We start from the raw sequence: 21,777 nt of genomic DNA, 5'->3' as shown, positions 1-21,777 counted from the left end.
AATAGATGAAAACTTCTCATGAATCCAGAGAGAATTTTATGTTAGATCAACTACGGGCAATGGGTGTTTTTGCTTGTGTTGTCGAAAAAAGTTCATTTAGTGGTGCCGCGCGTGAGTTAGGCATCACTACAAGTGCTGTGAGTCAGCAAATTCGTTCTTTAGAGCAAGAGATGGAAGTTGTTCTTTTACATCGCTCAACAAGAAAGTTGAATTTAACTGAAGCAGGCCAGGCTTTTTTCCACAGCTGTCAAGAAATGCTCGCCGCTGCTGAACGTGGCAAAATACGTATCAATGAATTGCGCGATGATCTTGTGGGTGAGCTGAGAATCGCCACTACGCCAGAGTTAGGTGCTAATCATGTGATTCCTGCTTTGTCACATTGGATGTCTGCTCATCGCGGATTATCTATTCATATTGAGGCAGATAATCATTATGTAGATTTGATGAATGGGCGAATTGATATTGCTTTAAGAATGAGCCCAACAGTTGACGATCAAAGCGTACATGTGGTGCCATTGGCGCGCGTCGAACAGATTTTGGTTGCTTCACCGAGCTATTTGAATCAGTCTGCACCAATTTCACGACCTGAAGATTTGAAAAATCATGATCTTATTCCGATTACGATTATGAAAAATAATCATGATTTTGATTTTAAAAATGTGGTGACAGGTGACGCGGTTAAACTTGAGATGAAATCAAGAGTAACCAGTAATAATATTTTAGTGACGAAGACTTTATGCCAACATGGGCATGGGGTTGCACGTATTTTATATTTGGATGTGCAAAAAGAATTGCTTAACGGTTCTTTAGTGGAAGTTCTTCCAGAGTGGAAGCTCCCTAACTTTACGCTATATGCCATCATTTCAAAGCATGAACAACAGCCGATGAAGATCCATCGTTGTTTGGATGCATTGAAACAATACTTTTGCCAACTACCCGGCGGTCGTATTTACCAAGAAGCAAGCTAATTCGATAGAGATTGTAACTGACGGTCAGTCAACCCATACACATGCTTATAAATTTTAAATGATATAACTACATAATCTGAGTTAAGCGGTTCACATGGATCCGCTTAATATTGAGAGCAGCAGAGAAAGGCCAAAGCACTTAAATCTGCTGCTCTTTATTTTTTCAAAAAATAGCAATACTTTTTTTCAAGCTATCGAAGCCTATTCAGCCTGATCTTGCGTTAGTTCTAAAGCGCGTTGGTATGCAATTTTCTTTTTAATTCCTGTCAAATCAGCCGCTAACTGTGATGCAGCCTTCACCGACAAATCTTGTAAGAGACGTGTTAAAAGCTGGTCGAGTTTTTCTTGCGTCATATCTTTTTCACTAGTCGCACCACCGACAACTAGCACAATCTCACCTTTTTGTTGATGATGATCGTTTGCAATAAATTCAACCAACTCTCCTAAAGTCATCTTCTTAATGGTTTCAAAGGTTTTGGTAATTTCACGGGCAAAACCGACAGGGCGGTCAGCACCAAAGACTTTGGCCATGTCACTGACACTATCTAAAATACGATGTGGTGCTTCATAAAAAATCAGGGTTTGCGTTTCGTCTTTGAGTTTTTCCAAACTTGCCAGTCGTTGGGTTTGTTTAGAAGACAAAAAACCTTCAAAGCTGAAACGATCACTTGGTAAGCCCACTGAGCTTAAAGCAGCAATGGCAGCACAGGCGCCAGGAACAGGAATTACACGGATATTATGCTCTTGTGCGGCACGAACCAGTTTAAAGCCTGGATCACTGATAAGGGGTGTTCCTGCATCACTAATAAGCGCCATATCTTCACCTTTCAACAAACGCTGAATGAGAGTATCAATTTTGTTGCTTTCGTTATGATCGTGGCACGCAGTGAGCGGTGTTTGAATATTAAAGTGTTTCAGTAATTGTGCTGAGGTTCGTGTATCCTCAGCTGCAATGACTTTGACTGATTTTAATACATCAATTGCGCGGTATGTCATGTCATCTAAGTGCCCAATAGGGGTTGCGACTACAAATAACTGGGCACTCATGGGGCTCTCCGCGCTGCAAAATAATAAAATGATGGGGTTGGGTTATGCTTGGATGCATTCGACCAATTCCGCATAAGCATTCTACCTGAATTGTCCGTCATGGCGTGAGCTAGAATGTAGTCGGCGATCTATTTGCAGGAGTCAGTAAGACATTCGGCTAAAATCTAAGCGCTAAGAAAGCTTTAAAACGTAGAATGAAATGAATTGATTGGTTCGAGAGACTCACAGCAGTGTTTTTAAACATCAAGGCGTGAGATTTTTGATGGATATTGAGCTTTTCGAAATGCGCTGATTTAAAAATAAAAACGAAGTAGGGAAGATAAAGTGATGAAACTGGGACAATGGGCAGAGCAGCAAGCTTTGGCTGTGTTAGAAGAACAGGGGTATGTTTATGTGCAGTCAAATTATCATTCGCGCTTTGGTGAAATTGATCTGATTGTACAAAAGGGGCAGGAATTGGTTTTTGTTGAGGTCAAAGCGCGCTCAAAAACGCGTTTTGCACAGGCTGCTGAAACAATTTCCTATTCAAAACAACGCAAAATAGCAAAAACGGCCATGTTATTTTTACAAGATCATCCACATTTCCAGCAATATTATTGCCGCTTTGATGTGATTTGTTTTGATTTTTTTAAAGAAATTGCAAAAACCATACAGCAAGATTTTTCAAAATTCACTTATGATCAGCAATGGATAGAAAATGCTTTTACTTTTGATCAAGACTTTATTAATCTTTGAACAAAATCAAAGCTGAAATGCTGAATTAAAATAGTTTGAAAAGTTGAGGAGTCTTGCTGAGTGTTCAATCGTATTGCAATGACCGTATTATGTGTCGCAAGTTTATCTGGATGTGCAAGTTTCATTTCGGGTGGAACAGGGACAGCTGCTGTAGGAACAGAGAGTGGTGCGCGTTCATTAGGACAAGTTTTCATCGACTCTTCAATTGAGCGTACTGCAAAAATTAACTTATATAAATTGGACAGTCGTTTTAAACAGTCACGTGTCAATATTGAAAGTTTTCATGGAAATGTCTTATTAACAGGACAAGTGCCCGATCAACACCTACGTCAGTTGGCTGAAGACAATGTACGTGCGATGTCGGATGTTAAAACCGTGCATAACTACATTACAGTCGGAAACCAAATTAGTTATAGCACCATCATGCAAGACACCTCAGTTACGGCAAATACCCGTGGCTTGATCATGAAAGCTGCTGTTGTTTCAGATGCGAAAGTTCGTATTCACACCGAAGATGGTGTGTTGTACGTGATGGGGCGTTTAAATACTGCTGAAATTACGGACTTAAACCAAGTATTACAACAAGTGGGTAATGTCACTAAAATTATTACCTTAGTTGATAACATTGAACAACAATCACAAACAAACAATGCATTTGCATCACCTATGATGAATGCTGTACCTACAGAACAAACACCTGTAGCGATAGACCCAGACCAAGTTGAGCCAACTAATGTTCAATAAGCTTCAGCCTTTCGTTCAAAGACTGAATCGTTCGGTAGAGTATGCAAGATTACTCTATCGTGACTTTCGTATTTATGATGTCGGTAGCTATGCCCTAAACCGTTTAACGCCGCGTAAAGGCTATTTAGTTCAAGAAAATGTGGCCTATGGTTTGCGTGCGCGACATCGTTTGGATTTGTTCCGCACACAAACGCCACGTGAGCATCGTCCACTAATTGTTTTTGTGCATGGTGGTGCGTGGATGCATGGTGATAAGAAAGACTATCGCTTCATTGGTGAGGCTTTTGCCAAAGAAGGCTTTGATGTAGCTGTGATTAACTATCACTTGGCGCCTGAGCATATTTTTCCTGCCTCTATTGATGATCTAAGCTTGGCTTTAAATTATCTCAATGTGCATCAGATTAAATATCAAATTTCGACTGAAAAAGTGGTGTTGATGGGACATTCCGCAGGTGCGTTTAATGTGATGTCTGCGCTCTATCATCCGAAGCCATATGAAATACAATGCCGTAGTCAAATTACCGCCATTATTGGTTTGGCAGGACCTTATCATTTCGATTATAAAGGCGATCCAATTTGTGCAGATGCTTTTGACCAGAACAGACCTTATCAAGAAGTGATGCCATATTATTTCGTCGAGTCGAATACGGTGAAACATTATCTGTTGGTTGCAGAGAATGATGATGTTGTCGGGTTGAGCAATGCCGTTGATTTAGATCGTAGGTTGAAAGAAAAAGGCAACTACAGTCAACTTTGGACGGTGCCGCGCATTGGTCATATTTCAATGATTGGTTCAGTGTCGAGTTTGTTTAGTCGTTACTTCACGACCAAGCAAAAAATTATGCAGGCGCTTGAGGATGCACTTAAGCAATAATTGGGTTTTAAAGGGCTTTGTTGTAGATATGGTGAGTGAGCTTACAGCCACTCACGTGTATCATCTGCGACCGTTGTGCCTTCTGTCGCATGCATGATCATAGCATGTGCAATGCTGCCTTTGAACGGAATTTCAGGTAATTGATCAAATTTAAAGAATTGAGCATCACTGATTTCTTCTTCTTGTAAGCAAAGCTCACCCGAATCATATTCTGCTTTAAATGCAATCATTAAGTTACTTGGGAATGGCCAAGGCTGACTCGCCAAGTATTGAACATTTTTAACTTGAATGCCGACCTCTTCCAAGGTTTCGCGGCGTACCGCTTCTTCTAAAGTTTCACCGACTTCAACAAAGCCTGCAATCAAACCATACATATTGCTGCGGGTATTACGCGCATTTTTTGCCAACAGAATTTCGTCTTCACCTCGTGTAATGACGGTGATGACGCAGGGTTGTACCCGTGGATACTGATGATAACCGCAGGCAGGGCAAATCATGGCATATTCGCTGGCATGCATTTCTGTGGCGTGCCCGCAATGACTACAAAACTTATGATTACGACGCCATTCTAACAGTTGAATAGCTCGGCTGGCCTGTTCGAATTGTTTAGTGCTCCAGAGTGGAAGCAACTGGCGAATTGGGATGAGTTCTAAGCCTTCAGGAATCGGCTCATTGTCTAACAGGTCTCGGGCGATCACTTGATCACCCGAGTGAAAACTTAAATCACTTGCTAGCTTCTCTACACGAGGCAATTGAAAGTTATGGTCCACCAACAGTTGTTGTTGGTGGAAAATATATGCAAGTGAAAGTTCTGACATTAGGCAACAGTCTTTAGTTTTTGGCTACTGTTCAATGCTACATCAAACATACTGTGTAATACAGGCTGTTTGTTTTTTAAGTTATCAATCAGCATATCTGCACTTGCGAGTGCATCAAGCACATGATTCACTTGAGCAGCAGTGAGCGCAGTTTCAGCCGTGATTTGTTGTTGAACAAAATCTGCTGAAATATTCAGGGCGGTTTGACCATTTTCAGCGCCTAAGAACAACAATGCGCCCGCAACTTCACGTAGTTGCGCAGGAGTATTCTCAAGAGTAGCTAAATCTTGCTCTTGCTGATATTGCGCCAACGCTTGACTACTTAAGTCAATAGAAGTTTTAGCCTCTGTCAATAATGCAGTATGGGCTTCATCTAAACGGTCTAGTGAAATATTCATGTTATTAACACGAAGCTGTAGTCGGCTTGAAGTATGGTGACGTTCTAGCACTCCAATAGAGTTCATTGCTGATAAGATCACGTTCATCAACTGCTGCGCAAAACCTTCATCTTTCAGCATATCTGCTTGACTAAGTGATGCTGCTTGACGATTTAAGTCATTGTACGCTTCATTTAAGTTCAACACTTTGAAGATGTTCGCCAAATCGACCAGTTTTGCTTGGAGTTCTTGGGTCTTCTCAGGCGTCATGTCTTGATAGTTGTACTCAATGTCATTGCGAATTTGTGACATTTCAGTGGTCACCAAATCACTAATGGTATGCATCGTGTCGAAATCAGGCCCATACAGATGACGACTAAAAACTTGCAGTTGCGTATCTGTGAGTAAGTCATCGCCAATATTGAGTTTGCCACGGATGTGTTGAGACACTTCATCTTCTTGGCTGATACACAGGCTGAGAATGTTGGCAAGATCTGTGAGGCTGGCTTTGAAACGTTCAGGCGCAGTAAAGAACTGTGCAATGTTACGTTCTATGCTAATCAGAGTGCGTAAACGTGGTTCATTAATGAGCAATTGTTCAATTTGATTAAGTGCAACATAGACCAAGTTCCAATACTGTTTACTCGGCGTTTGTTCTGCTAGACCCGCTAAATAAGTTCCCACCAATTTTATTGCTTGTAAATCAAGTTCGCTTTCTTCTTGTTTCAGCATTTGACTTAAAGACAGCTTGTACAGGCGGTGGACATATTGAGATTTTTCAAGACTTGGCGCTTGAGGGAGGCTGAAATCTGGTGTGATACAGTCTAGTAAGGACTCGATATGCTGACCTTCTTGCGTTAACGGCTTTGCTAATGCAATTTCAAGACGGTTTAAGGTATCCAACAAGAACTGTGGAATTTTCACTTCTCTTAAGCAAATGAACTCAATATAGCGCTTCAGCATGGTCGTACCTTCGCTGAGTGCAATTACATCTTGGGTATTGATCTGTGAAGGGTTACCCATGATCTTGCGCATAAGTTCTGCGGAATATTCAGCAATTTTGGCCAAGTTTGACATATCAATCAATGCAAGCACTTGAGCGCATTGCTCAAATTGGTTTAATGCATCGTCAATCCCAAAAGGTAAAGTCTGATCTTCTGCTAAGGTGCTCACAGCTGATTCAACTAGCTTAATGGAATTATCCACTTCATTTTTTATTATCAGCAGCGCTGTTGGATCAAAATGAATAGAGGTTTGGTAAGACATTGATCTGCACCTATCCTAGTGTTTTATCGTGTTTATATGCGGCCCAAAGAAGGCATAGCAACTTGTTTATCACTATAGCCTAACTGAAAAATCTTGTAATACAAAAGTTAACAAAAACTTTAGAATTTATTTGGCAAAAAGGCAGGGTGTGCCATGTTTTTCTTGGTATTGTTTGACCCAAGTCTCATGTGCTTCAAGTTCTTCTGTAGAAGGGTAAATTACTGCCAGTTCAATATCCAGTGCTTGACGCTGACTTTGTCCATTTTGTTGTTCACTATGCGACAAGGCATCCATATCAAAGGAAACCTGACCACCCGTCATAGCCAAGTAAACATCGGCTAGAATTTCAGCATCCAGTAAGGCCCCGTGGAAAGTACGGTCACGCTGTGGAATTTCGTAACGGCGGACTAAAGCATCGAGTGAGTTTTTTTGTCCTGGATGCTTAGATTTTGCCATCGCGAGAGTATCTGTCACTGCACAAACTTCAGAAAGTGCAACAAATCCTGCACGCTTGAACTCCATGTCTAAGAAATTCATATCGAAGCTTGCATTATGCGCAATGATTTCCGCACCTTTGAGATAGGCAAATAAGGTGTCGGCAATCTCTTGATACAGAGGTTTATCTTTTAAAAAGTCATCAGAGATACCGTGAACATTTTCAGAGTCGCCCACAGGTTTTTTCGGATTAATGTAGATATGAATAGAGCTACCTGTGAGCTTTCGATTCACCATTTCAATCGCACCAACCTCAATAATGCGATCGCCATCTTGATAATAGAAACCGGTGGTCTCTGTATCGAGGATGAGCTGTCGAGGCCCAAAGACTTCAACCTTACGTGGAGTAATCACAATTTGCGGATGTTGTTTAAGTTGTGTTAAATCGACACTTGCTGCAACTTCAGGCATTTGTTCAGTAGAAAGCACCGTTGTATCAAGTTCTGGTTCAGCCACTAAACTCGGCTCTTGACGTGCTTCGCTTTCGTCTAAACCTTCGCTGTCTTCTGTTTCTTCTTCGTCATCAAAACCCAAACCAAAAGGGTCGTTTAACAACCAATCTGGTTCAACTTTTTTTTTATCTACCAAAGGTTCTGTTGACGCTGTTTTAGACTGATGAAGTTGAGCCTGTGTTTGATCGGCACCGAGGTTTGCCAATTGATCTGCCATTTCGTTACCTTCATGACCTGCATGGCCTTTGACCCAGTGCCAGTCGATATCACGGCCTTGACAGGCTGAGTCGAGTTTTTTCCATAAATCTGGATTTTTAACGTCTTTCCAGTTTTTCTTTTTCCAACCTTTAATCCACTCGGTAATGCCACGTTTGACATAGGTCGAATCCGTCCAGACAACCAACTTCGCGTCGGTCGGGCAAAAAAGAATACCTTCAATGGCCGCGGTGAGTTCCATTCGGTTATTGGTGGTGTTGTCCTCACCGCCACACAGTTTATGTTCTTCAGTTTCTGTAATAATGTACGCGCCCCATCCCCCAAGACCGGGGTTCCCGCGACAAGCACCATCGACATACAGGGTAATTGTTTGTGACATACACAACTTCCGTAAACTGAAAATTAAAACTAAGCGGGCACCATTGTATAACGCAAATGCACTAGAGAAGTGTATAAGATGCAGCTTTTTTAATTTCTTGTAACATTTATACTGATTTCGAGTTAAATTAACGCCTTGTGTCTGCGGCGTGCTTTACTACAATGGCAGATCTAAAAAATAAATTTTATACGAGTTGTTTGGATTTTCTTATGTATAAGTCAGCTGCCATTTTTGGCCAACCGATGTTACCGACATTATTTAAAATTACAGTACTCGGTTCAGCACTCGCTACACTTGGTCTGGCTGGTTGCTCCTCGACGCAAAGTGCAACGCAAACATCTAAATCCAAACAAGTCGGATCGAGCTACTTAGATGCAAATAGTCTAGACTCTTTAGAAGATTTACTTTCTGCAACCGACATGCGCGCGGTGGAAGGGGATCGACTATTGGTGTTAAAGCACGGTGACGTTTGGAAGCGTATGACCGTGGGCTTTAAAATGAACACCGATCATTGGAATCCGCGTATTGATGCACAGCGTGGGTGGTTCATTTCACGCCAACCCTATTTGGACCGTTTAAGTGCGCGTGCATCACGTTATTTGTATCACACTGTTAAAGAAGCTGAGCGTCGTGGTTTACCGACAGAGTTGGCTTTACTGCCCGTGATTGAAAGTTCGTATGACCCTGCTGCAACCAGTAGTGCTGCGGCTGCGGGCTTATGGCAGTTTATTCCAAGTACGGGACGTATTTATGGCTTAAAACAAAGTAGCCAATATGACGGTCGACGTGATGTGGTTGAGTCAACGCGTGCCGCGTATGAGTTCTTGGGAAGTTTATATAACCAGTTTGGTTCGTGGGAACTTGCACTAGCAGCTTATAATGCAGGCCCGGGCCGTATTCAACAAGCAATTAACCGTAATAAAGCCGCAGGTTTGCCGACAGATTATTGGTCATTAAAACTGCCTGAAGAAACCATGAACTATGTGCCACGGTTCTTGGCGGTTGCACAGATCATTAAAAATCCAAATGCCTATAACATCAATTTACCACCGATTGCCAATCGTCCGCACTTTAGAGAAGTCACTGTGGGCGCGGTGAGTCTAAATGAAGTTGCGTCGATTACAGGTTTAAGCCGTGCCGAGCTGTATCAGTTAAACCCGGGACATCGCGGTGAATGGATTGATGGTGCAAGTCCAATGCGGATTCTAATTCCTGCAGACTTGAGTCCTTCAGTGGATGTACGTTTGAAAAAATTACAGGGTGGTTCAGGCGGCTTGTGGGCATCTGCAAATACCAAATTGCCTGAAAATAATCAAACGATTCAACCCAGCAAAATTGAACCACCGACGTTAAATACCAAATCGATCACACCATCGAAAACTACACCACCTGTTTTAGCGACGACAACCACAAAGAACACGACAGGAAAGCCTGCCACTTCATCTACACTAACATCGTCGAGCAGTACTGCTATTGTAACACCTACGCGTGGTTCAACGCCTAAAGGGTCTAGTGCACTGGCCGCTTTTGCTGCCAATAGTGATATTCCAAGTGCGCCACGTATTCCAGTTGCGGTGACGCCAGTGACCCCCGTGAAACCCGTTTCCGTTGAACCACCCATTTCAGCGGCAGAACGTGAGCAGTTAACTGCGGCAATTCAAGCCGAAGGTCAAAGCAAAACTGTCGATGAAGTTCTGAAACCAGTTGCGACGAAAGCAGAGCAAGCTGAAGTGGTAGCTGAAATTCAGGCTTTAGCACCTCAAGGCACAGAAATTGTAGATCCTCTGGATGGTAAAATTAAACTGACTGCAATTCAAACCAGTCAGTCTGTGGCTGAGTTGCAAGGCAAAGAATTAACCAAAGGTTTTGCTTATCCAAAATCAGTGGCTGACAATACCCGTTTAGATTCAGATGAAGTGAAGCGTAATCAAGGCAAAAATTTTGTTAAGACTGATTCTGAAATTGTGATTGTCCCGCCAAAAGGTAAACGTTCAACTTATACGGTACAACCAGGTGATACTTTGGCGCTGATTGCGGCAAAAAATGGGGTGAATTGGCGTGATGTGGCGAAGTGGAACCAAATGGATGCCAATGCCACACTTTATGTCGGTACATCAATTTATTTATATGATGCAAAACCACAAGCTGAGAAAGTAGAAGTACGTTCTACCGTGAAAGCTGAGACTAAACCCGAGAGTTATACTGTTCGTGCCAATGATACCTTAACAGGTATTGCAGATGAGTTCGGTTTAAGCTTAAAACAGTTGGCTGACTATAACGGCTTAAGTGTGACCAGTGGCGTACGTGTGGGACAAAAGCTTTCCTTAAAAGAAACAGCACAATCACGAGCAAAAACTAGCGATGAGAAAGCCACTAGTCAAACTAAAGTAGCAACTCAGTCGTATACGGTGAAACGTGGCGAATATCTGAAACTGATTGCAGACCGTTATGCGCTGTCAAATCAAGAGTTGGCAGATTTAACACCGGGTTTAAATGCTGGCAGCAACCTATTGGTGGGACAAAAAATTAATGTACCAGTCAATGATGTCAAAAGCTTAACGACAAGTAGTGCCAAAGCATCTCCAGTTAAAGCCGAACCACAGTTCAAAGTTGAAAGCTATAAAGTACAACGTGGTGATACTTTGTATAGCATTGCCTCACAGTCAAAGATGAGCCTGTCGGAGTTGGCTGATCTTAATAATCTTTCAACCAATAGTGGCTTGCAAGTGGGTCAAAGTATTAAGATCCCTACGGGTTCAACTGTGCCAGATACTTATACCGTTCAGTCTGGAGACTCATTAACTGCGATTGCTTCGAAATATAATTTGGGTATGGATTATATTGCTGACCTCAATAATATGAGTCGTACGGCGGGCTTACGTACAGGTCAAAAGCTCAAATTAACGGGTGAAGTGACTACTGTTGAAACACCTAAAACAGTCGAAAAGCAAAGTACTACAAGTAATAATTCAACCGATATCCATGTGGTGAAATCGGGTGAAACACTAAATAGCATTGCGCGTAAATATCACTTGCAACTGAACTATTTAGCTGAGTTGAACAACCTGAGCCGTACGGCGAATGTTCGTGTTGGTCAGCGTTTGAAAATTGAAGGTGATGTTGATTCAGCTCCAATCAAAACAGAAACAGTGGCAGCAAAGCCACAAGCAACTTCAGTTCGAGCAACTGAAAGCTATAAAGTGAAGTCTGGTGAGTCGTTAAACTCAATTGCAAACCGTGCGGGGATGTCTGTGTCAGAGCTTGCTAGTTTAAATAATCTGAGTCCGCGTGCTGGTTTGCAAGTTGGGCAGACCATTCAAATTCCAAAACTGATTACCCAATACACAGTGAAACGTGGTGATACCTTAATTGGACTGGCAAGTCGTTATGGTATGGACACGGCGCAATTGGCTGAGCTAAATGACATTAAACCGAATACGCAGTTGCGCATTGGCGATGTAATTAAGGTGCCGAACTAGTATTGAGTTGAAATGCAATTTCAGAGAAAGCCCCGATGAAGGTTAGAACAATACTCTTGCTGTTCAGCCTTGTAACGATACCTTTAAAGGCATGGTCTGCACTGCAGACCATGCCTTTTATTGCACCTTATGCTACGCCGAAATACAGCCAGTTGGATCATCTGCCTTATGCCAATGTGCAGGCGCCAAAGGGTGGCGAATTAACACGTGCAGTGATAGGGAGTTTTGATAACCTAAACAGCATGAATGGTCGTGGTACTGCAGTTGAGGGAACCAATTATTTATTTGACTCACTCATGAGTAGTTCTTTGGATGAGCCTGCGGTGATGTATCCATTGCTGGCAGAAAAGGTCAGCTATGACCCGAAAAATTTTAACACCATCATTTTTCATTTAAACCCAAAAGCACGGTTTAGTGACGGCAGTCCTGTTACTGCAGCTGATGTAAAGTTCAGTTTTGATCTTTTTCAAACCAAGTCCAATTTTGGCTTGCAGATGTATTTGTCGGATTTAGCCAAGACCGAAGTGTTGTCTAAATACAGCATCAAGATGCATTTTAAAACACGAAATAATGTGGAAATGCCTTTGATTGTGGCCAGAATGCCAATTTATTCCAAAAAAGACTGGCAAGGTAAAGATTTCAGTCAAACTTCAGTCAAACCGATTTTAGGCTCAGGTCCTTATCTCTTAGAGAAAATCAATGCTGGGCAGCGGGTTGTTTATAAGCGTAATCCAAAGTATTGGGCGAGAGATTTAAAGGTTAACCAAGGGCGCTATAATTTTAATCGCGTGAGTTATGTGTACTATCGTAGCAAAGATATTGCCTTTACTGCGTTTAAGGCGGGTTTATATACCTTACATGAGGAAGAATCCGCACGACAATGGGTGACAGCCTATAACTTTCCTGCAGTAAAACAAGGTCTCGTTAAAAAATATCGCTTTAAACATTTCAATCCGATTCCAACGCAAAGTTTTGTGTTTAATACCCGCCGTCAGCCTTTTCAAGATATTTATTTTCGCCAAGCTTTAACCTATGCCTATGACTTTGAGTGGCAAAACAAAGCGATGTTTTATGGGCAATATCAGCGCCTGCAAAGTTATTTTTCTAATAGCGAACTAGAGGCGAAGGGTTTGCCTTCGGCTGTTGAAATCAAAATCTTAAAACCTTATTTGGCGAAATTGCATCCTGTGCAGCGAGAAGGCGTTTTAAAAAATTGGCATTATTCAGCTTCCGATGGATCGGGCTATAATCGAAATAATTTGCTTATCGCACGACAGATTTTATTAAAAAATGGCTATAGATATAATGCCAAAGGGCAATTGTTGGATCGGAAAAATAAGCCGATCCAGTTTGAGTTTCTAATTCAGCCGAGTGATGCTGTGCGTGAAATTACGCCTTTTGTTCGCCATCTAAAGCGACTAGGAATACAGCTGAACATTCGACAGGTGGATACACCGCAGTATTATGAGCGTATGCGGACTCAAGATTTTGATATGACCCTACAAACGATGCCACAGTCTTTAACACCGGGCAAAGAACAGGTACAGCTGTGGGGCAGTACTTCAGCCCATCAGGTGGGAAATTATAATTATTCGGGTATTCAAAATCCGGTAATTGATCAGATGATTCAACAGTTGATTCAAGCGCCTGATCGTAAGCAAGTGGTGGTACAAACGCGTATTTTAGATCGCTTGCTGCGTGCGGGTTATTATCAAATACCAACTTATGGTAAAGCTGATCAATGGTATGCCTATTGGAATATGTATCAAAAACCGGCACGGAGTCCGCAGTTGAATGTCGGGTTGGATTATTGGTGGAGTGATGCCAAACAGGCGAAAAAGGTGGGCGAGTATTTAGGTCGGGCAGCCAAGCCATAAGCTGGCATAGGGGTTTTTGAGATGCGTATGTATATATTCAAAAGGCTGTTGCTGATTGTTCCAACCTTATTTCTGATTTTGCTAATCAATTTTGCTGTGATCCAAATTGCGCCTGGAGGGCCTGTTGAGCAAGCTATTCAGCAAGCGGAAGTCATGCAAACTTTGGGTAATCTGGGCGGTGCAGGTTCAAATGTCTATCAAGGCGCACAAGGACTTAGTGATGAAATGCTCGCAAAGATCAAAGCACATTATGGTTTTGATCAGCCCATGCATGTACGCTTTTTTGAAATGGTGAAAAATTATGCGCAACTGGACTTCGGCACCAGCTTTTTTAAAGACCAGCCCGTTACAGCACTGATTAAGGATAAATTACCTGTATCCATGTCTTTGGGGCTGTGGAGTGCTTTGCTAATTTATCTGATTTCGATTCCTTTGGGCATCAAAAAAGCCCGATTGCACGGCACGGTGTTTGACCAGTCTACATCTCTACTGCTGGCCGTGGCTTATGCGGTTCCTGCATTTATTTTTGCAATTCTTCTGATTGTATTTTTTGCAGGCGGTTCTTATTTTCAATGGTTCCCCTTACAAGGTTTGGTTTCGGAAAATTTTGCGGACTTGTCGCTATGGGGCAAAATTAAAGATTATTTTTGGCACATGGCTTTACCGCTATTAGCCATGGTGATTGGTGGTTTTGCCACGGTGACTTATCTCACCAAGTATTCGTTTATGGAAGAGCTCAGCAAGCCCTACGTGCTGACGGCGCGTTCTAAAGGTCTGACCGAGTCTCAAGTGTTGTATGGTCATGTGTTTCGCAATGCAATACTGATTGTGGTAGCAGGTTTACCTGAAGCTTTAATCGCTTACTTTTTTGTAGGTAATTTATTTATCGAGATCATTTTTAATCTGGATGGTTTAGGTTTATTGGGCTTTGAGGCGATTCTGCAACGCGACTATCCTGTGATCTTTGGCACCTTGTTCATTTTTACTTTGTTGGGCTTGCTGCTGCGTCTGATTGGCGATGTGTTGTATCAGTTGATTGATCCGCGAATACATTTTGATTCGCAAGGGAGAGGCTGATGTCACCCATTTTACAGGCAGGTTTCAAACGATTTAAGCAAAATAAGCTCGGGCTCAGTTGTTGTATTTTATTTATCTGTGTTTTTGTCCTTTCTTTAGCTGCAGAGCTGATCGCGAATGATAAACCGTTGTTGGTGAAGTATGATCATGCTTTGTATTTCCCTGTATTGAAACACTATCCTGAAACGACTTTTGGCGGTGTTTTTGAGACTGAAACTGAATATAAAGATCCAGTGGTACAACAGCTGATTCAAGCAAAAGGTTGGGCCATGTGGCCGTTGATTCAATATTCATATCAAACTCCCAATGTGGATTTAACTGTCCCAGTACCATCACCACCCACGATGCAAAATTGGCTCGGGACAGATGACCAAGGTCGTGATGTTCTGACGCGTGTATTGTATGGTTTACGTGTCTCATTGCTGTTCGGTTTTATTTTGACTTTCAGTTCAGCTGTATTGGGCATTGTGATTGGGGCAATACAAGGTTATTACGGTGGTTGGGTGGATTTAATTGGGCAGCGCATTTTAGAAGTCTGGGGTGGCTTACCCATGCTGTTCATGGTGATGATTCTAGTCAGTATGTTCAGCCCCAATATCTACTGGCTGTTTTTCATCATGCTGTTATTCAGTTGGACGATTTTGGTTCCACTGGTACGTGCTGAGTTTTTAAGAGCGCGCCAGTTGGACTACGTGCGCGCGGCGCGAAGTTTAGGTGTCACCAACCGAGCTATTATCTTTCGGCATATTTTACCCAATGCCATCAGCTCTAGCTTGTCACAACTGCCCTTTATCCTAACAGCCAATATTACTGCGCTAACAGCACTGGATTTCTTGGGTTATGGCCTACCGCCTGATGCAGCATCACTGGGCGAGCTTTTGTTACAAGGGAAGAATAATTTAAATGCGCCGTGGTTAGCACTGTCTGGCTTTTTCAGCTTGGCCATTGTGCTTGCGTTGCTGATGTATATCGGGGAGGCTTTGCGCGATGCATTTGACCCTAGACGCCAATAGAACAGCCTCCATACTTGAAGTGAATGCACTGAGCATTCAAAGTGCAGAAAGGGTGTTAGTCGATCAGCTCAGTTTTGAACTGCGTGCTGGGCAGACTTTAGCGCTGGTTGGAGAGAGCGGTTCAGGAAAATCAATCAGCGCTTTAGCCTTGATGGGTTTATTGCCGAAAACATTGCAAGTGCAAGGCTCAGTACTGTTAGATGGAAAAAATCTCTTAGCGCTGAAAGATGCACAATTTAGGTCGATTCGTGGGCAAAAAATCGCGATGGTTTTTCAAGAGCCGATGACCGCCTTGAATTCTTTACATCGGGTGGAAAAGATCGTTGCTGAGACACTATGGTTACAGGGCTGGTCGAAAACGCAAGCTCGGCAGCGTGTAATTGCATTGCTAGAGGATGTGGGTATTGCAAATCCTGAAAGTGTGTTGCAACGTTTTCCTTATGAACTGTCTGGTGGACAGCGACAACGGGTCATGATTGCAATGGCACTGGTGCAAGAGCCTGATATTTTGATTGCTGATGAACCCACTACAGCACTAGATGTCATGCTACAAGTTCAAATTTTAGACTTGCTCAAGTCTTTACAACAGCGTCATAAGATGGCCATGATTTTGATTAGCCATGACCTCAACTTGGTGAAACATTATGCTGATGACGTTGTGGTCATCCATCAGGGCAAGGTCGTAGAGCAAGGGGCGGTTATGCAGATTTTTGAGAAATCGCAGTCTGCTTATATTCAAAACTTAATCAATCATTCTTTTGGTCAAGCCATTCACGTACAAAATGCTGCACCTTTACTCAGCTTAAAACAACTTGAGGTCAAATTTCCGATTAAAAAAGGCTGGTTGAATCGAGCGACGCAGTATCTTGCTGCGATTGAAGCTTTAGACTTAAGCTTGGCTCGAGGGCATTCTTTGGGCGTAGTGGGGGAGAGTGGTGCAGGCAAAAGTTCTTTGGCACTGGCTGTAGCAAGGTTGATTGAAAGTCGTGGGCAGATCCAGTTTGGAGAACATGATTTAAACCAACTTTCGCAAAAAGCATTACGTCCGCTTCGCGGTGATTTTCAAATCGTATTTCAAGACCCGTTTGCAAGTTTGAATCCACGCGTGAGTGTTGAGCAAATTATCATGGAAGGTCTGACCTTAAAACCTTTGTCCTTGTTCGAGAGGACACAGCGTGTTGAGAATGTCTTATCCCAGGTGGAGTTACCAGTCACATTTAAAAGCTATTATCCACATGAGCTATCTGGCGGACAGAGGCAGCGTGTGGCTTTGGCGAGAGCCTTGGTACTTGAACCAAAACTATTGATTTTAGATGAGCCAACCTCGGCTTTAGACCGAAGTACGCAACGTTCTATCTTGGCTTTATTACGCCGTCTACAACAGGAGCAGGGCATCAGCTATTTGTTTATCAGTCATGACTTACAAGTGGTACGAGCACTTTGCCAACAGGTTTTGGTCTTGCGACATGGCAGAATAGTGGAGTTACAAGCCACTGAACAACTTTTTGAGCAACCACAGTCTGACTATACGCGCCGACTGATTCAAGCCAGTCAGTATCAGTAAAATTATTCAATAAATAAAAGGTTGAAGAATTTGACAAAATGAATTGTCAAATTATCTTGACTGTAGCCAAAAAACACATAGAGTAAAAACACTAAAAAATATTAAAGGATGAATTTTCATGAGCCAGCTTGCAAGCGCAATCGACATTGGGCAGGTCCATTTTAAAAATAAGATGATTAAAGGGGCGATGAGTGAAGCACTGGCTAATCATGCTGGCCAGCCGAATCATTTGCACTTGGGCTTGTATGAGGCTTGGGCAAAGGGTGGTCTAGGCTGTGCTATTACAGGTAATGTGATGGTGGACTTCCGCGCTAAAAATGAGCCGGGTGTGGTGGTGATTGAAACCGAACGTGACTTAGAATCATTAAAAAAATGGGCTGCGATTGGTAAAAAACATGGCATGGTGCAATTGGTGCAGTTGTCACATCCGGGGCGTCAGTGTCCAAAGGGTTTAAATAAGGAGACGGTTGCACCTTCAGCAGTTCCGTTTAGTCCAGCTTTAGCAATGAGCTTTGGAACGCCGCGAGCGCTTCGTGAAGATGAAATCCTCGATATTATCCAGCGCTTTGCAAGTTCAGCTGCAATCTGTGAAAAAGCAGGCTTTGAAGGCGTGCAATTACATGGTGCACATGGTTATCTGATCAGCCAGTTTTTATCGCCATTGACCAATAAACGCCAAGATCAATGGGGTGGTTCTGCTGAAAACCGCATGCGTTTTTTATTGGAAATTTATAAAGCGGTACGGGCAGCGACTTCGGATCAGTTTATTATTTCAGTCAAACTTAATTCAGCAGATTTTCAGCGTGGTGGAATCTCGGAAGAGGATGTCATTGCAACATTTAAAGCTATTGATGCGGCTGGGATTGATTTGATTGAAATTTCAGGTGGTAGCTATGAAGCACCTGCGATGGCAGGGGTGAAGCAAGAAAAACGTAAAGCGTCGACCATTGCACGTGAGGCTTACTTTTTAGAATTTGCTGAAAAAATTCGTGAACATGTCCAGTGTAAGTTGATGGTGACAGGTGGTTTTCGCACTGTGGCTGGTATGAATGCAGCCTTAGAAAGTGGTGCGTGTGATTTTATTGGAATGGCACGCCCGTTTGCGGTAGAACCCGATGTGACCAACCGTTTAATTGCAGGGCAAGATGTGCGTTATGCAGTCGATAAGATTAAAACGGGTATTTCGATGATTGATAAAATGGCGATTATGGAAGTGATCTGGTATGCCGCGCAATTTAAGGATATCGCAGAAGGTAAACAACCAAATCCGAAACTGTCGCCGCTCAAAGTATTTTTTAATTATTTAAAAGGTAATGTGAAAGCCGTGATTAAAGGGCAAGTCAACTCTAGAAAGTCTGCCTAAGTAGAACTTACTGCGTGATAGACCAATAGTCTTCAAAATAGGAAGCAGACCATTGCCCGCGTGCCATTGCAGCATTGAAGGCAGGTCTGCTTTGTATTTGGTTGAAATAGTGTTGAATGGCCTGATACTGAGCAAACTGCGGTGTGGCATAACTGGCTGCATAGAGCGGAAACCACATTAGTATATCCGCATAACTAAACACATCGCCTGTAAAGTATGCATGCGTGCTTAAGTGGATCTCAATTTGTTTAAGCTGTCGATGTAGCTCAGGGTTTAAATAAGCACGATTAAACGCGCTTTGAAAGGCCAAACTCACAAAGCGCACCATAAAAGGTGTTTGTTGTTTAATGTGTTGGAAGACCTGTTTCAATGCCAAATTGGGCATGAGACTGGCATCGCTATAACGACTATAAAAACAGAAGTTCCAATACTGTGCATGGTCATGAGGAATAATCAACTTCTGCTGTAGTTGACATAAATATTCTACGATTGCACTGCTTTCAGTCAATTGTACGGTCTGAGTATCATGTGTAATGTCGAGCGTTGGAAATTTCAGATTGGTTTGTTTAGCTTGTGCTGTATCATAGAGTTTGAGTTCATAAGACAGCTCAAGTTCCTCAAGTAGCCAAAGAATACGCTGTGAACGTGAGTTTTGAAGATGATGTAAGATCATAAATATTTTATAGTTTTAAAAGTGAGTGATCGTATCTATAAAAAGAAGAATAAAGGAAATCTAGGATGAAAAATAGCAATGTTGTGATTTTAAGTGCTGTTTTACTTTGGGTAAGTCCTCAACTGCTATGGGCGAATAGGTCCTATCAAACCGGTGATATTATTTTTCACGTCTCGAAGTCTCAACAAAGTTTAGGGATACAAAAAGCGACCAAGTCTCGCTATAGCCTTATGGGTTTAATTGTGAAAAAAAATGGAAAAGCATGGGTTTTTAGAGGCGGTTCAGTCCGTGAAATATACGGCACTTCAGCAGTGGATTGATTGCGGGGGTGAGCGGCATTATGTAGTGAAGCGCTTTAAAACGAATTTGACTGTTCAGCAAAAGCAGAAGCTAATCAAGAACGCAGAACAATACTTAGGCCAGCCTTATGATCTTTATTTTGAGTGGGACAATCTGCGTTATATTGCTCAGAAATAGTCTGGAAGGCCTATGATAATGCTTTAGGCATTGAGTTGGCTCCATTATCTAAACTCAAGCAATTTGATTTAAGTTCGTCTGAAGTCAAGCAACTCTTGCAACAGCGATATGGTCAAAACATTCCCTCGAATGAAACTGTGATTGCACTACAGGCTATTTTTGCCTCGACAGCTTTGGTTGAAGTTGATCGTAAATAGACAGGCAATAAAAAAGCCCAAGTTCTAATGCTTGGGCTTTTTTATGAGATGACTTTAGAAAAAATCAATCTCGAATATGGCGTCCCTACGGGGATTCGAACCCCGGTTACCGCCGTGAAAGGGCGATGTCCTAGGCCTCTAGACGATAGGGACAGTACAGAAGTGATGTTTTAAAACCGATTACTTTTGATCTAAAGTAATGGCGTCCCTACGGGGATTCGAACCCCGGTTACCGCCGTGAAAGGGCGATGTCCTAGGCCTCTAGACGATAGGGACTTAATAAAACTTTACTTCTGAAATTGGCGTCCCTACGGGGATTCGAACCCCGGTTACCGCCGTGAAAGGGCGATGTCCTAGGCCTCTAGACGATAGGGACGTTTCAGAGGTGGGCGTATATTAGGGCGAAAACAGAGGGGTGTCAAACGCTTTTCTCTAAATAATTCTAGTTTTAAGTGTTGAGTGCATAAATTTAAAACAATCTAGATAAAATGATTAAAAATCATCTCTGTACACGACAAAAATAGATAACTCATTGAAATAATGTCACAATAATTGTTTTCTAACGACGAATACTATGACACATCTCAATGAGTTATATCTTATCTTAAACAAATCTCTAAAATGGAACAAGTCACATTTAAAGTGCTTTGCGCTCATCATGCTTGTGATTATTTTAAAGCAAACATGTAATCTTTCTTCTGCATCTAAAGCCTTGCCCATCAAGTGTTTACCACAATCATTTTATCGACGTATGCAGCGCTTCTTTGCAGGTCAGTATTTTGATTATCGTCAAATTTCTCAGTTGATTTTCAATATGTTTTCATTCGACCAAGTGCAACTGACTTTAGATAGAACCAATTGGAAATGGGGAAAACGAAATATTAATATCCTGATGCTCGCAATCGTTTATCGTGGAATAGCGATACCTATCCTTTGGACATTGCTTAATAAACGTGGAAATTCAGATACGAAAGAGCGTATTGCTTTGATTCAACGCTTTATAGCCATTTTTGGTAAAGACCGTATTGTGAATGTGTTCGCAGACAGAGAGTTTATCGGTGAGCAGTGGTTTACATGGTTAATTGAACAAGACATCAACTTCTGCATTCGTGTTAAAAAAACTTCATTGTCACCAATCATTTAGGAAAGAATCATAAAATTAGTGATTTATTTCGCCATCTTAAAGTTGGTCAAATTGAATGTCGTAAACGACGGATTTTGGTTGGTCGGGTGAAACTATATATAAGTGCACTACAGTTAGAAAATGGAGAGCTTTTACTCGTCGTTTCTCCTCAGTTTAATGCCAATGCTATTCAGGATTATGCATTACGCTGGGAAATTGAAACCTTATTCAGTTGTCTCAAAGGACGCGGGTTTAATCTTGAAAATACGCGCTTGACAGACCCTAGACGAGTGAAAAAATTGATTGCGGTGTTAGCTATAAGCTTCTGTTGGTGTTACTTAACGGGTGAATGGCAACATAATCAAAAAAAAGCGATAAAAATAAAGAAGCATGGACGACTCTCAATGAGTTTATTTCGCTATGGTTTAGACTATGTTCAAATGGCGATTCAGCGTTTAATTGGTTTTGGGAAAAAAGAAGAGTTTAAGGAAATTTTGGCAATTTTAAGAAAGCAGAATCCTGATAGGATAAGGGTTCTGTGAAATTTGTCGTGTACAGAGAAA

The 21,777-nt window shown here is 42.1% G+C and carries 17 protein-coding genes, 3 tRNA genes and 1 pseudogene; 13 read left to right on the top strand and 8 right to left on the bottom strand.

The features are described from left to right. Positions 1–38: 38 nt before the first annotated feature. Complete coding sequence (locus tag CDG62_RS13565; protein WP_087528738.1) at positions 39–968, top strand: LysR family transcriptional regulator; 930 nt, start codon at positions 39–41, stop codon at positions 966–968. Between the two features lie 201 nt (positions 969–1,169). On the opposite strand, the gene rsmI is transcribed toward CDG62_RS13565, so the two are convergent. After that, the gene (rsmI, locus tag CDG62_RS13560) at positions 1,170–2,015 is read right to left on the bottom strand and encodes a 16S rRNA (cytidine(1402)-2'-O)-methyltransferase (RefSeq protein WP_087528737.1); all 846 of its coding nucleotides are present in this window, start codon (positions 2,013–2,015) and stop codon (positions 1,170–1,172) included. A gap of 327 nt (positions 2,016–2,342) precedes the next feature. Here rsmI and CDG62_RS13555 point away from each other — a divergent pair, with 327 nt between their 5' ends. Genes CDG62_RS13555 through CDG62_RS13545 form a run of 3 tightly spaced genes read left to right on the top strand, consistent with a single transcriptional unit; the run spans position 2,343 to position 4,368 of the window. Further along, positions 2,343–2,750, top strand: coding sequence for a YraN family protein (locus CDG62_RS13555; protein WP_087528736.1), 408 nt, complete (start codon positions 2,343–2,345; stop codon positions 2,748–2,750). Between the two features lie 60 nt (positions 2,751–2,810). Continuing rightward, positions 2,811–3,494 carry a BON domain-containing protein gene (locus CDG62_RS13550; protein ID WP_087528735.1) on the top strand — a complete coding sequence of 228 codons (684 nt, stop codon included), beginning with the start codon at positions 2,811–2,813 and terminating at the stop codon, positions 3,492–3,494. Continuing rightward, on the top strand, positions 3,484–4,368 hold the full coding sequence (locus CDG62_RS13545; protein ID WP_087528734.1) for an alpha/beta hydrolase: 885 nt from the start codon (positions 3,484–3,486) through the stop codon (positions 4,366–4,368). Before CDG62_RS13550 ends, CDG62_RS13545 begins: the two co-directional genes overlap by 11 nt. A gap of 41 nt (positions 4,369–4,409) precedes the next feature. On the opposite strand, the gene nudC is transcribed toward CDG62_RS13545, so the two are convergent. From nudC to dnaQ, 3 genes are all read right to left on the bottom strand, one after another. Beyond that, the gene (gene nudC / locus CDG62_RS13540) at positions 4,410–5,186 is read right to left on the bottom strand and encodes an NAD(+) diphosphatase (RefSeq protein WP_087528733.1); all 777 of its coding nucleotides are present in this window, start codon (positions 5,184–5,186) and stop codon (positions 4,410–4,412) included. Then, a complete protein-coding gene (locus tag CDG62_RS13535; protein WP_087528732.1) occupies positions 5,186–6,829 on the bottom strand; it encodes a chemotaxis protein in 1,644 nt (547 codons plus the stop codon). The genes nudC and CDG62_RS13535 overlap by 1 nt, the downstream gene beginning before the upstream one ends. A 126-nt stretch (positions 6,830–6,955) precedes the next feature. Continuing rightward, positions 6,956–8,371 (bottom strand): DNA polymerase III subunit epsilon, encoded by a 1,416-nt coding sequence (gene dnaQ / locus CDG62_RS13530; protein WP_087528731.1) that lies wholly within the window; start codon positions 8,369–8,371, stop codon positions 6,956–6,958. A gap of 209 nt (positions 8,372–8,580) precedes the next feature. On the opposite strand from dnaQ, the gene CDG62_RS13525 reads away from it, so the two are divergent. From CDG62_RS13525 to CDG62_RS13500, 6 genes are all read left to right on the top strand, one after another. Next, positions 8,581–11,850 carry a LysM peptidoglycan-binding domain-containing protein gene (locus CDG62_RS13525; RefSeq protein WP_087528730.1) on the top strand — a complete coding sequence of 1,090 codons (3,270 nt, stop codon included), beginning with the start codon at positions 8,581–8,583 and terminating at the stop codon, positions 11,848–11,850. Between the two features lie 35 nt (positions 11,851–11,885). Beyond that, a complete protein-coding gene (locus CDG62_RS13520) occupies positions 11,886–13,727 on the top strand; it encodes an extracellular solute-binding protein (RefSeq protein ID WP_087528729.1) in 1,842 nt (613 codons plus the stop codon). Between the two features lie 21 nt (positions 13,728–13,748). Further along, entirely contained in the window at positions 13,749–14,804 is a 1,056-nt protein-coding gene (locus tag CDG62_RS13515) for a microcin C ABC transporter permease YejB (RefSeq protein WP_087528728.1), read from the top strand. Continuing rightward, complete coding sequence (locus tag CDG62_RS13510; RefSeq protein ID WP_087528727.1) at positions 14,804–15,817, top strand: ABC transporter permease; 1,014 nt, start codon at positions 14,804–14,806, stop codon at positions 15,815–15,817. Before CDG62_RS13515 ends, CDG62_RS13510 begins: the two co-directional genes overlap by 1 nt. Beyond that, positions 15,792–17,381, top strand: coding sequence for an ABC transporter ATP-binding protein (locus CDG62_RS13505; RefSeq protein ID WP_087528726.1), 1,590 nt, complete (start codon positions 15,792–15,794; stop codon positions 17,379–17,381). The genes CDG62_RS13510 and CDG62_RS13505 overlap by 26 nt, the downstream gene beginning before the upstream one ends. A gap of 118 nt (positions 17,382–17,499) precedes the next feature. Further along, positions 17,500–18,744 carry an NADH:flavin oxidoreductase/NADH oxidase family protein gene (locus CDG62_RS13500; RefSeq protein ID WP_087528725.1) on the top strand — a complete coding sequence of 415 codons (1,245 nt, stop codon included), beginning with the start codon at positions 17,500–17,502 and terminating at the stop codon, positions 18,742–18,744. A gap of 7 nt (positions 18,745–18,751) precedes the next feature. On the opposite strand, the gene CDG62_RS13495 is transcribed toward CDG62_RS13500, so the two are convergent. Then, complete coding sequence (locus CDG62_RS13495; RefSeq protein WP_087528724.1) at positions 18,752–19,417, bottom strand: glutathione binding-like protein; 666 nt, start codon at positions 19,415–19,417, stop codon at positions 18,752–18,754. Positions 19,418–19,482: 65 nt separating this feature from the next. On the opposite strand from CDG62_RS13495, the gene CDG62_RS19680 reads away from it, so the two are divergent. Next, a complete protein-coding gene (locus tag CDG62_RS19680) occupies positions 19,483–19,737 on the top strand; it encodes a hypothetical protein (protein WP_228254455.1) in 255 nt (84 codons plus the stop codon). After that, a pseudogene (locus CDG62_RS19840) lies at positions 19,670–20,091 on the top strand (YiiX/YebB-like N1pC/P60 family cysteine hydrolase). The gene CDG62_RS19680 and the pseudogene CDG62_RS19840 overlap by 68 nt, the downstream one beginning before the upstream one ends. A 77-nt stretch (positions 20,092–20,168) precedes the next feature. Here the strand turns inward: CDG62_RS19840 and CDG62_RS13485 are convergent. From CDG62_RS13485 to CDG62_RS13475, 3 genes are all read right to left on the bottom strand, one after another. Beyond that, a tRNA-Glu gene (locus tag CDG62_RS13485) sits at positions 20,169–20,244 on the bottom strand. A gap of 47 nt (positions 20,245–20,291) precedes the next feature. Further along, positions 20,292–20,367 (bottom strand) — tRNA-Glu (locus CDG62_RS13480). 24 nt (positions 20,368–20,391) lie between these two features. Next, positions 20,392–20,467 (bottom strand) — tRNA-Glu (locus CDG62_RS13475). A 198-nt stretch (positions 20,468–20,665) separates the two neighbouring features. Here CDG62_RS13475 and CDG62_RS13470 point away from each other — a divergent pair. After that, a protein-coding gene (locus CDG62_RS13470; RefSeq protein WP_085940648.1) for an IS4-like element ISAba1 family transposase occupies positions 20,666–21,756 on the top strand; the annotation gives its coding sequence in 2 pieces (ribosomal slippage) (positions 20,666–21,206 and positions 21,206–21,756; 1,092 coding nt in all). Positions 21,757–21,777: the final 21 nt, after the last annotated feature.

This window comes from Acinetobacter sp. WCHA55, from assembly GCF_002165305.2.
Taxonomy (GTDB): Bacteria; Pseudomonadota; Gammaproteobacteria; order Pseudomonadales; family Moraxellaceae; genus Acinetobacter.
This window is presented reverse-complemented; position numbering and strand designations above follow the sequence as displayed.

Excerpts from the sequence above, each read along its gene's own strand:
- CDG62_RS13565 (WP_087528738.1), top strand. The coding sequence starts at position 39 with ATGTTAGATCAACTACGGGCAATGGGTGTTTTTGCTTGTGTTGTCGAA.
- rsmI (WP_087528737.1), bottom strand. The coding sequence starts at position 2,015 with ATGAGTGCCCAGTTATTTGTAGTCGCAACCCCTATTGGGCACTTAGAT.
- CDG62_RS13555 (WP_087528736.1), top strand. The coding sequence starts at position 2,343 with ATGAAACTGGGACAATGGGCAGAGCAGCAAGCTTTGGCTGTGTTAGAA.
- CDG62_RS13545 (WP_087528734.1), top strand. The coding sequence starts at position 3,484 with ATGTTCAATAAGCTTCAGCCTTTCGTTCAAAGACTGAATCGTTCGGTA.
- nudC (WP_087528733.1), bottom strand. The coding sequence starts at position 5,186 with ATGTCAGAACTTTCACTTGCATATATTTTCCACCAACAACAACTGTTG.
- CDG62_RS13535 (WP_087528732.1), bottom strand. The coding sequence starts at position 6,829 with ATGTCTTACCAAACCTCTATTCATTTTGATCCAACAGCGCTGCTGATA.
- dnaQ (WP_087528731.1), bottom strand. The coding sequence starts at position 8,371 with ATGTCACAAACAATTACCCTGTATGTCGATGGTGCTTGTCGCGGGAAC.
- CDG62_RS13525 (WP_087528730.1), top strand. The coding sequence starts at position 8,581 with ATGTATAAGTCAGCTGCCATTTTTGGCCAACCGATGTTACCGACATTA.
- CDG62_RS13520 (WP_087528729.1), top strand. The coding sequence starts at position 11,886 with ATGAAGGTTAGAACAATACTCTTGCTGTTCAGCCTTGTAACGATACCT.
- CDG62_RS13515 (WP_087528728.1), top strand. The coding sequence starts at position 13,749 with ATGCGTATGTATATATTCAAAAGGCTGTTGCTGATTGTTCCAACCTTA.
- CDG62_RS13510 (WP_087528727.1), top strand. The coding sequence starts at position 14,804 with ATGTCACCCATTTTACAGGCAGGTTTCAAACGATTTAAGCAAAATAAG.
- CDG62_RS13505 (WP_087528726.1), top strand. The coding sequence starts at position 15,792 with ATGCATTTGACCCTAGACGCCAATAGAACAGCCTCCATACTTGAAGTG.
- CDG62_RS13500 (WP_087528725.1), top strand. The coding sequence starts at position 17,500 with ATGAGCCAGCTTGCAAGCGCAATCGACATTGGGCAGGTCCATTTTAAA.
- CDG62_RS13495 (WP_087528724.1), bottom strand. The coding sequence starts at position 19,417 with ATGATCTTACATCATCTTCAAAACTCACGTTCACAGCGTATTCTTTGG.
- CDG62_RS19680 (WP_228254455.1), top strand. The coding sequence starts at position 19,483 with ATGAAAAATAGCAATGTTGTGATTTTAAGTGCTGTTTTACTTTGGGTA.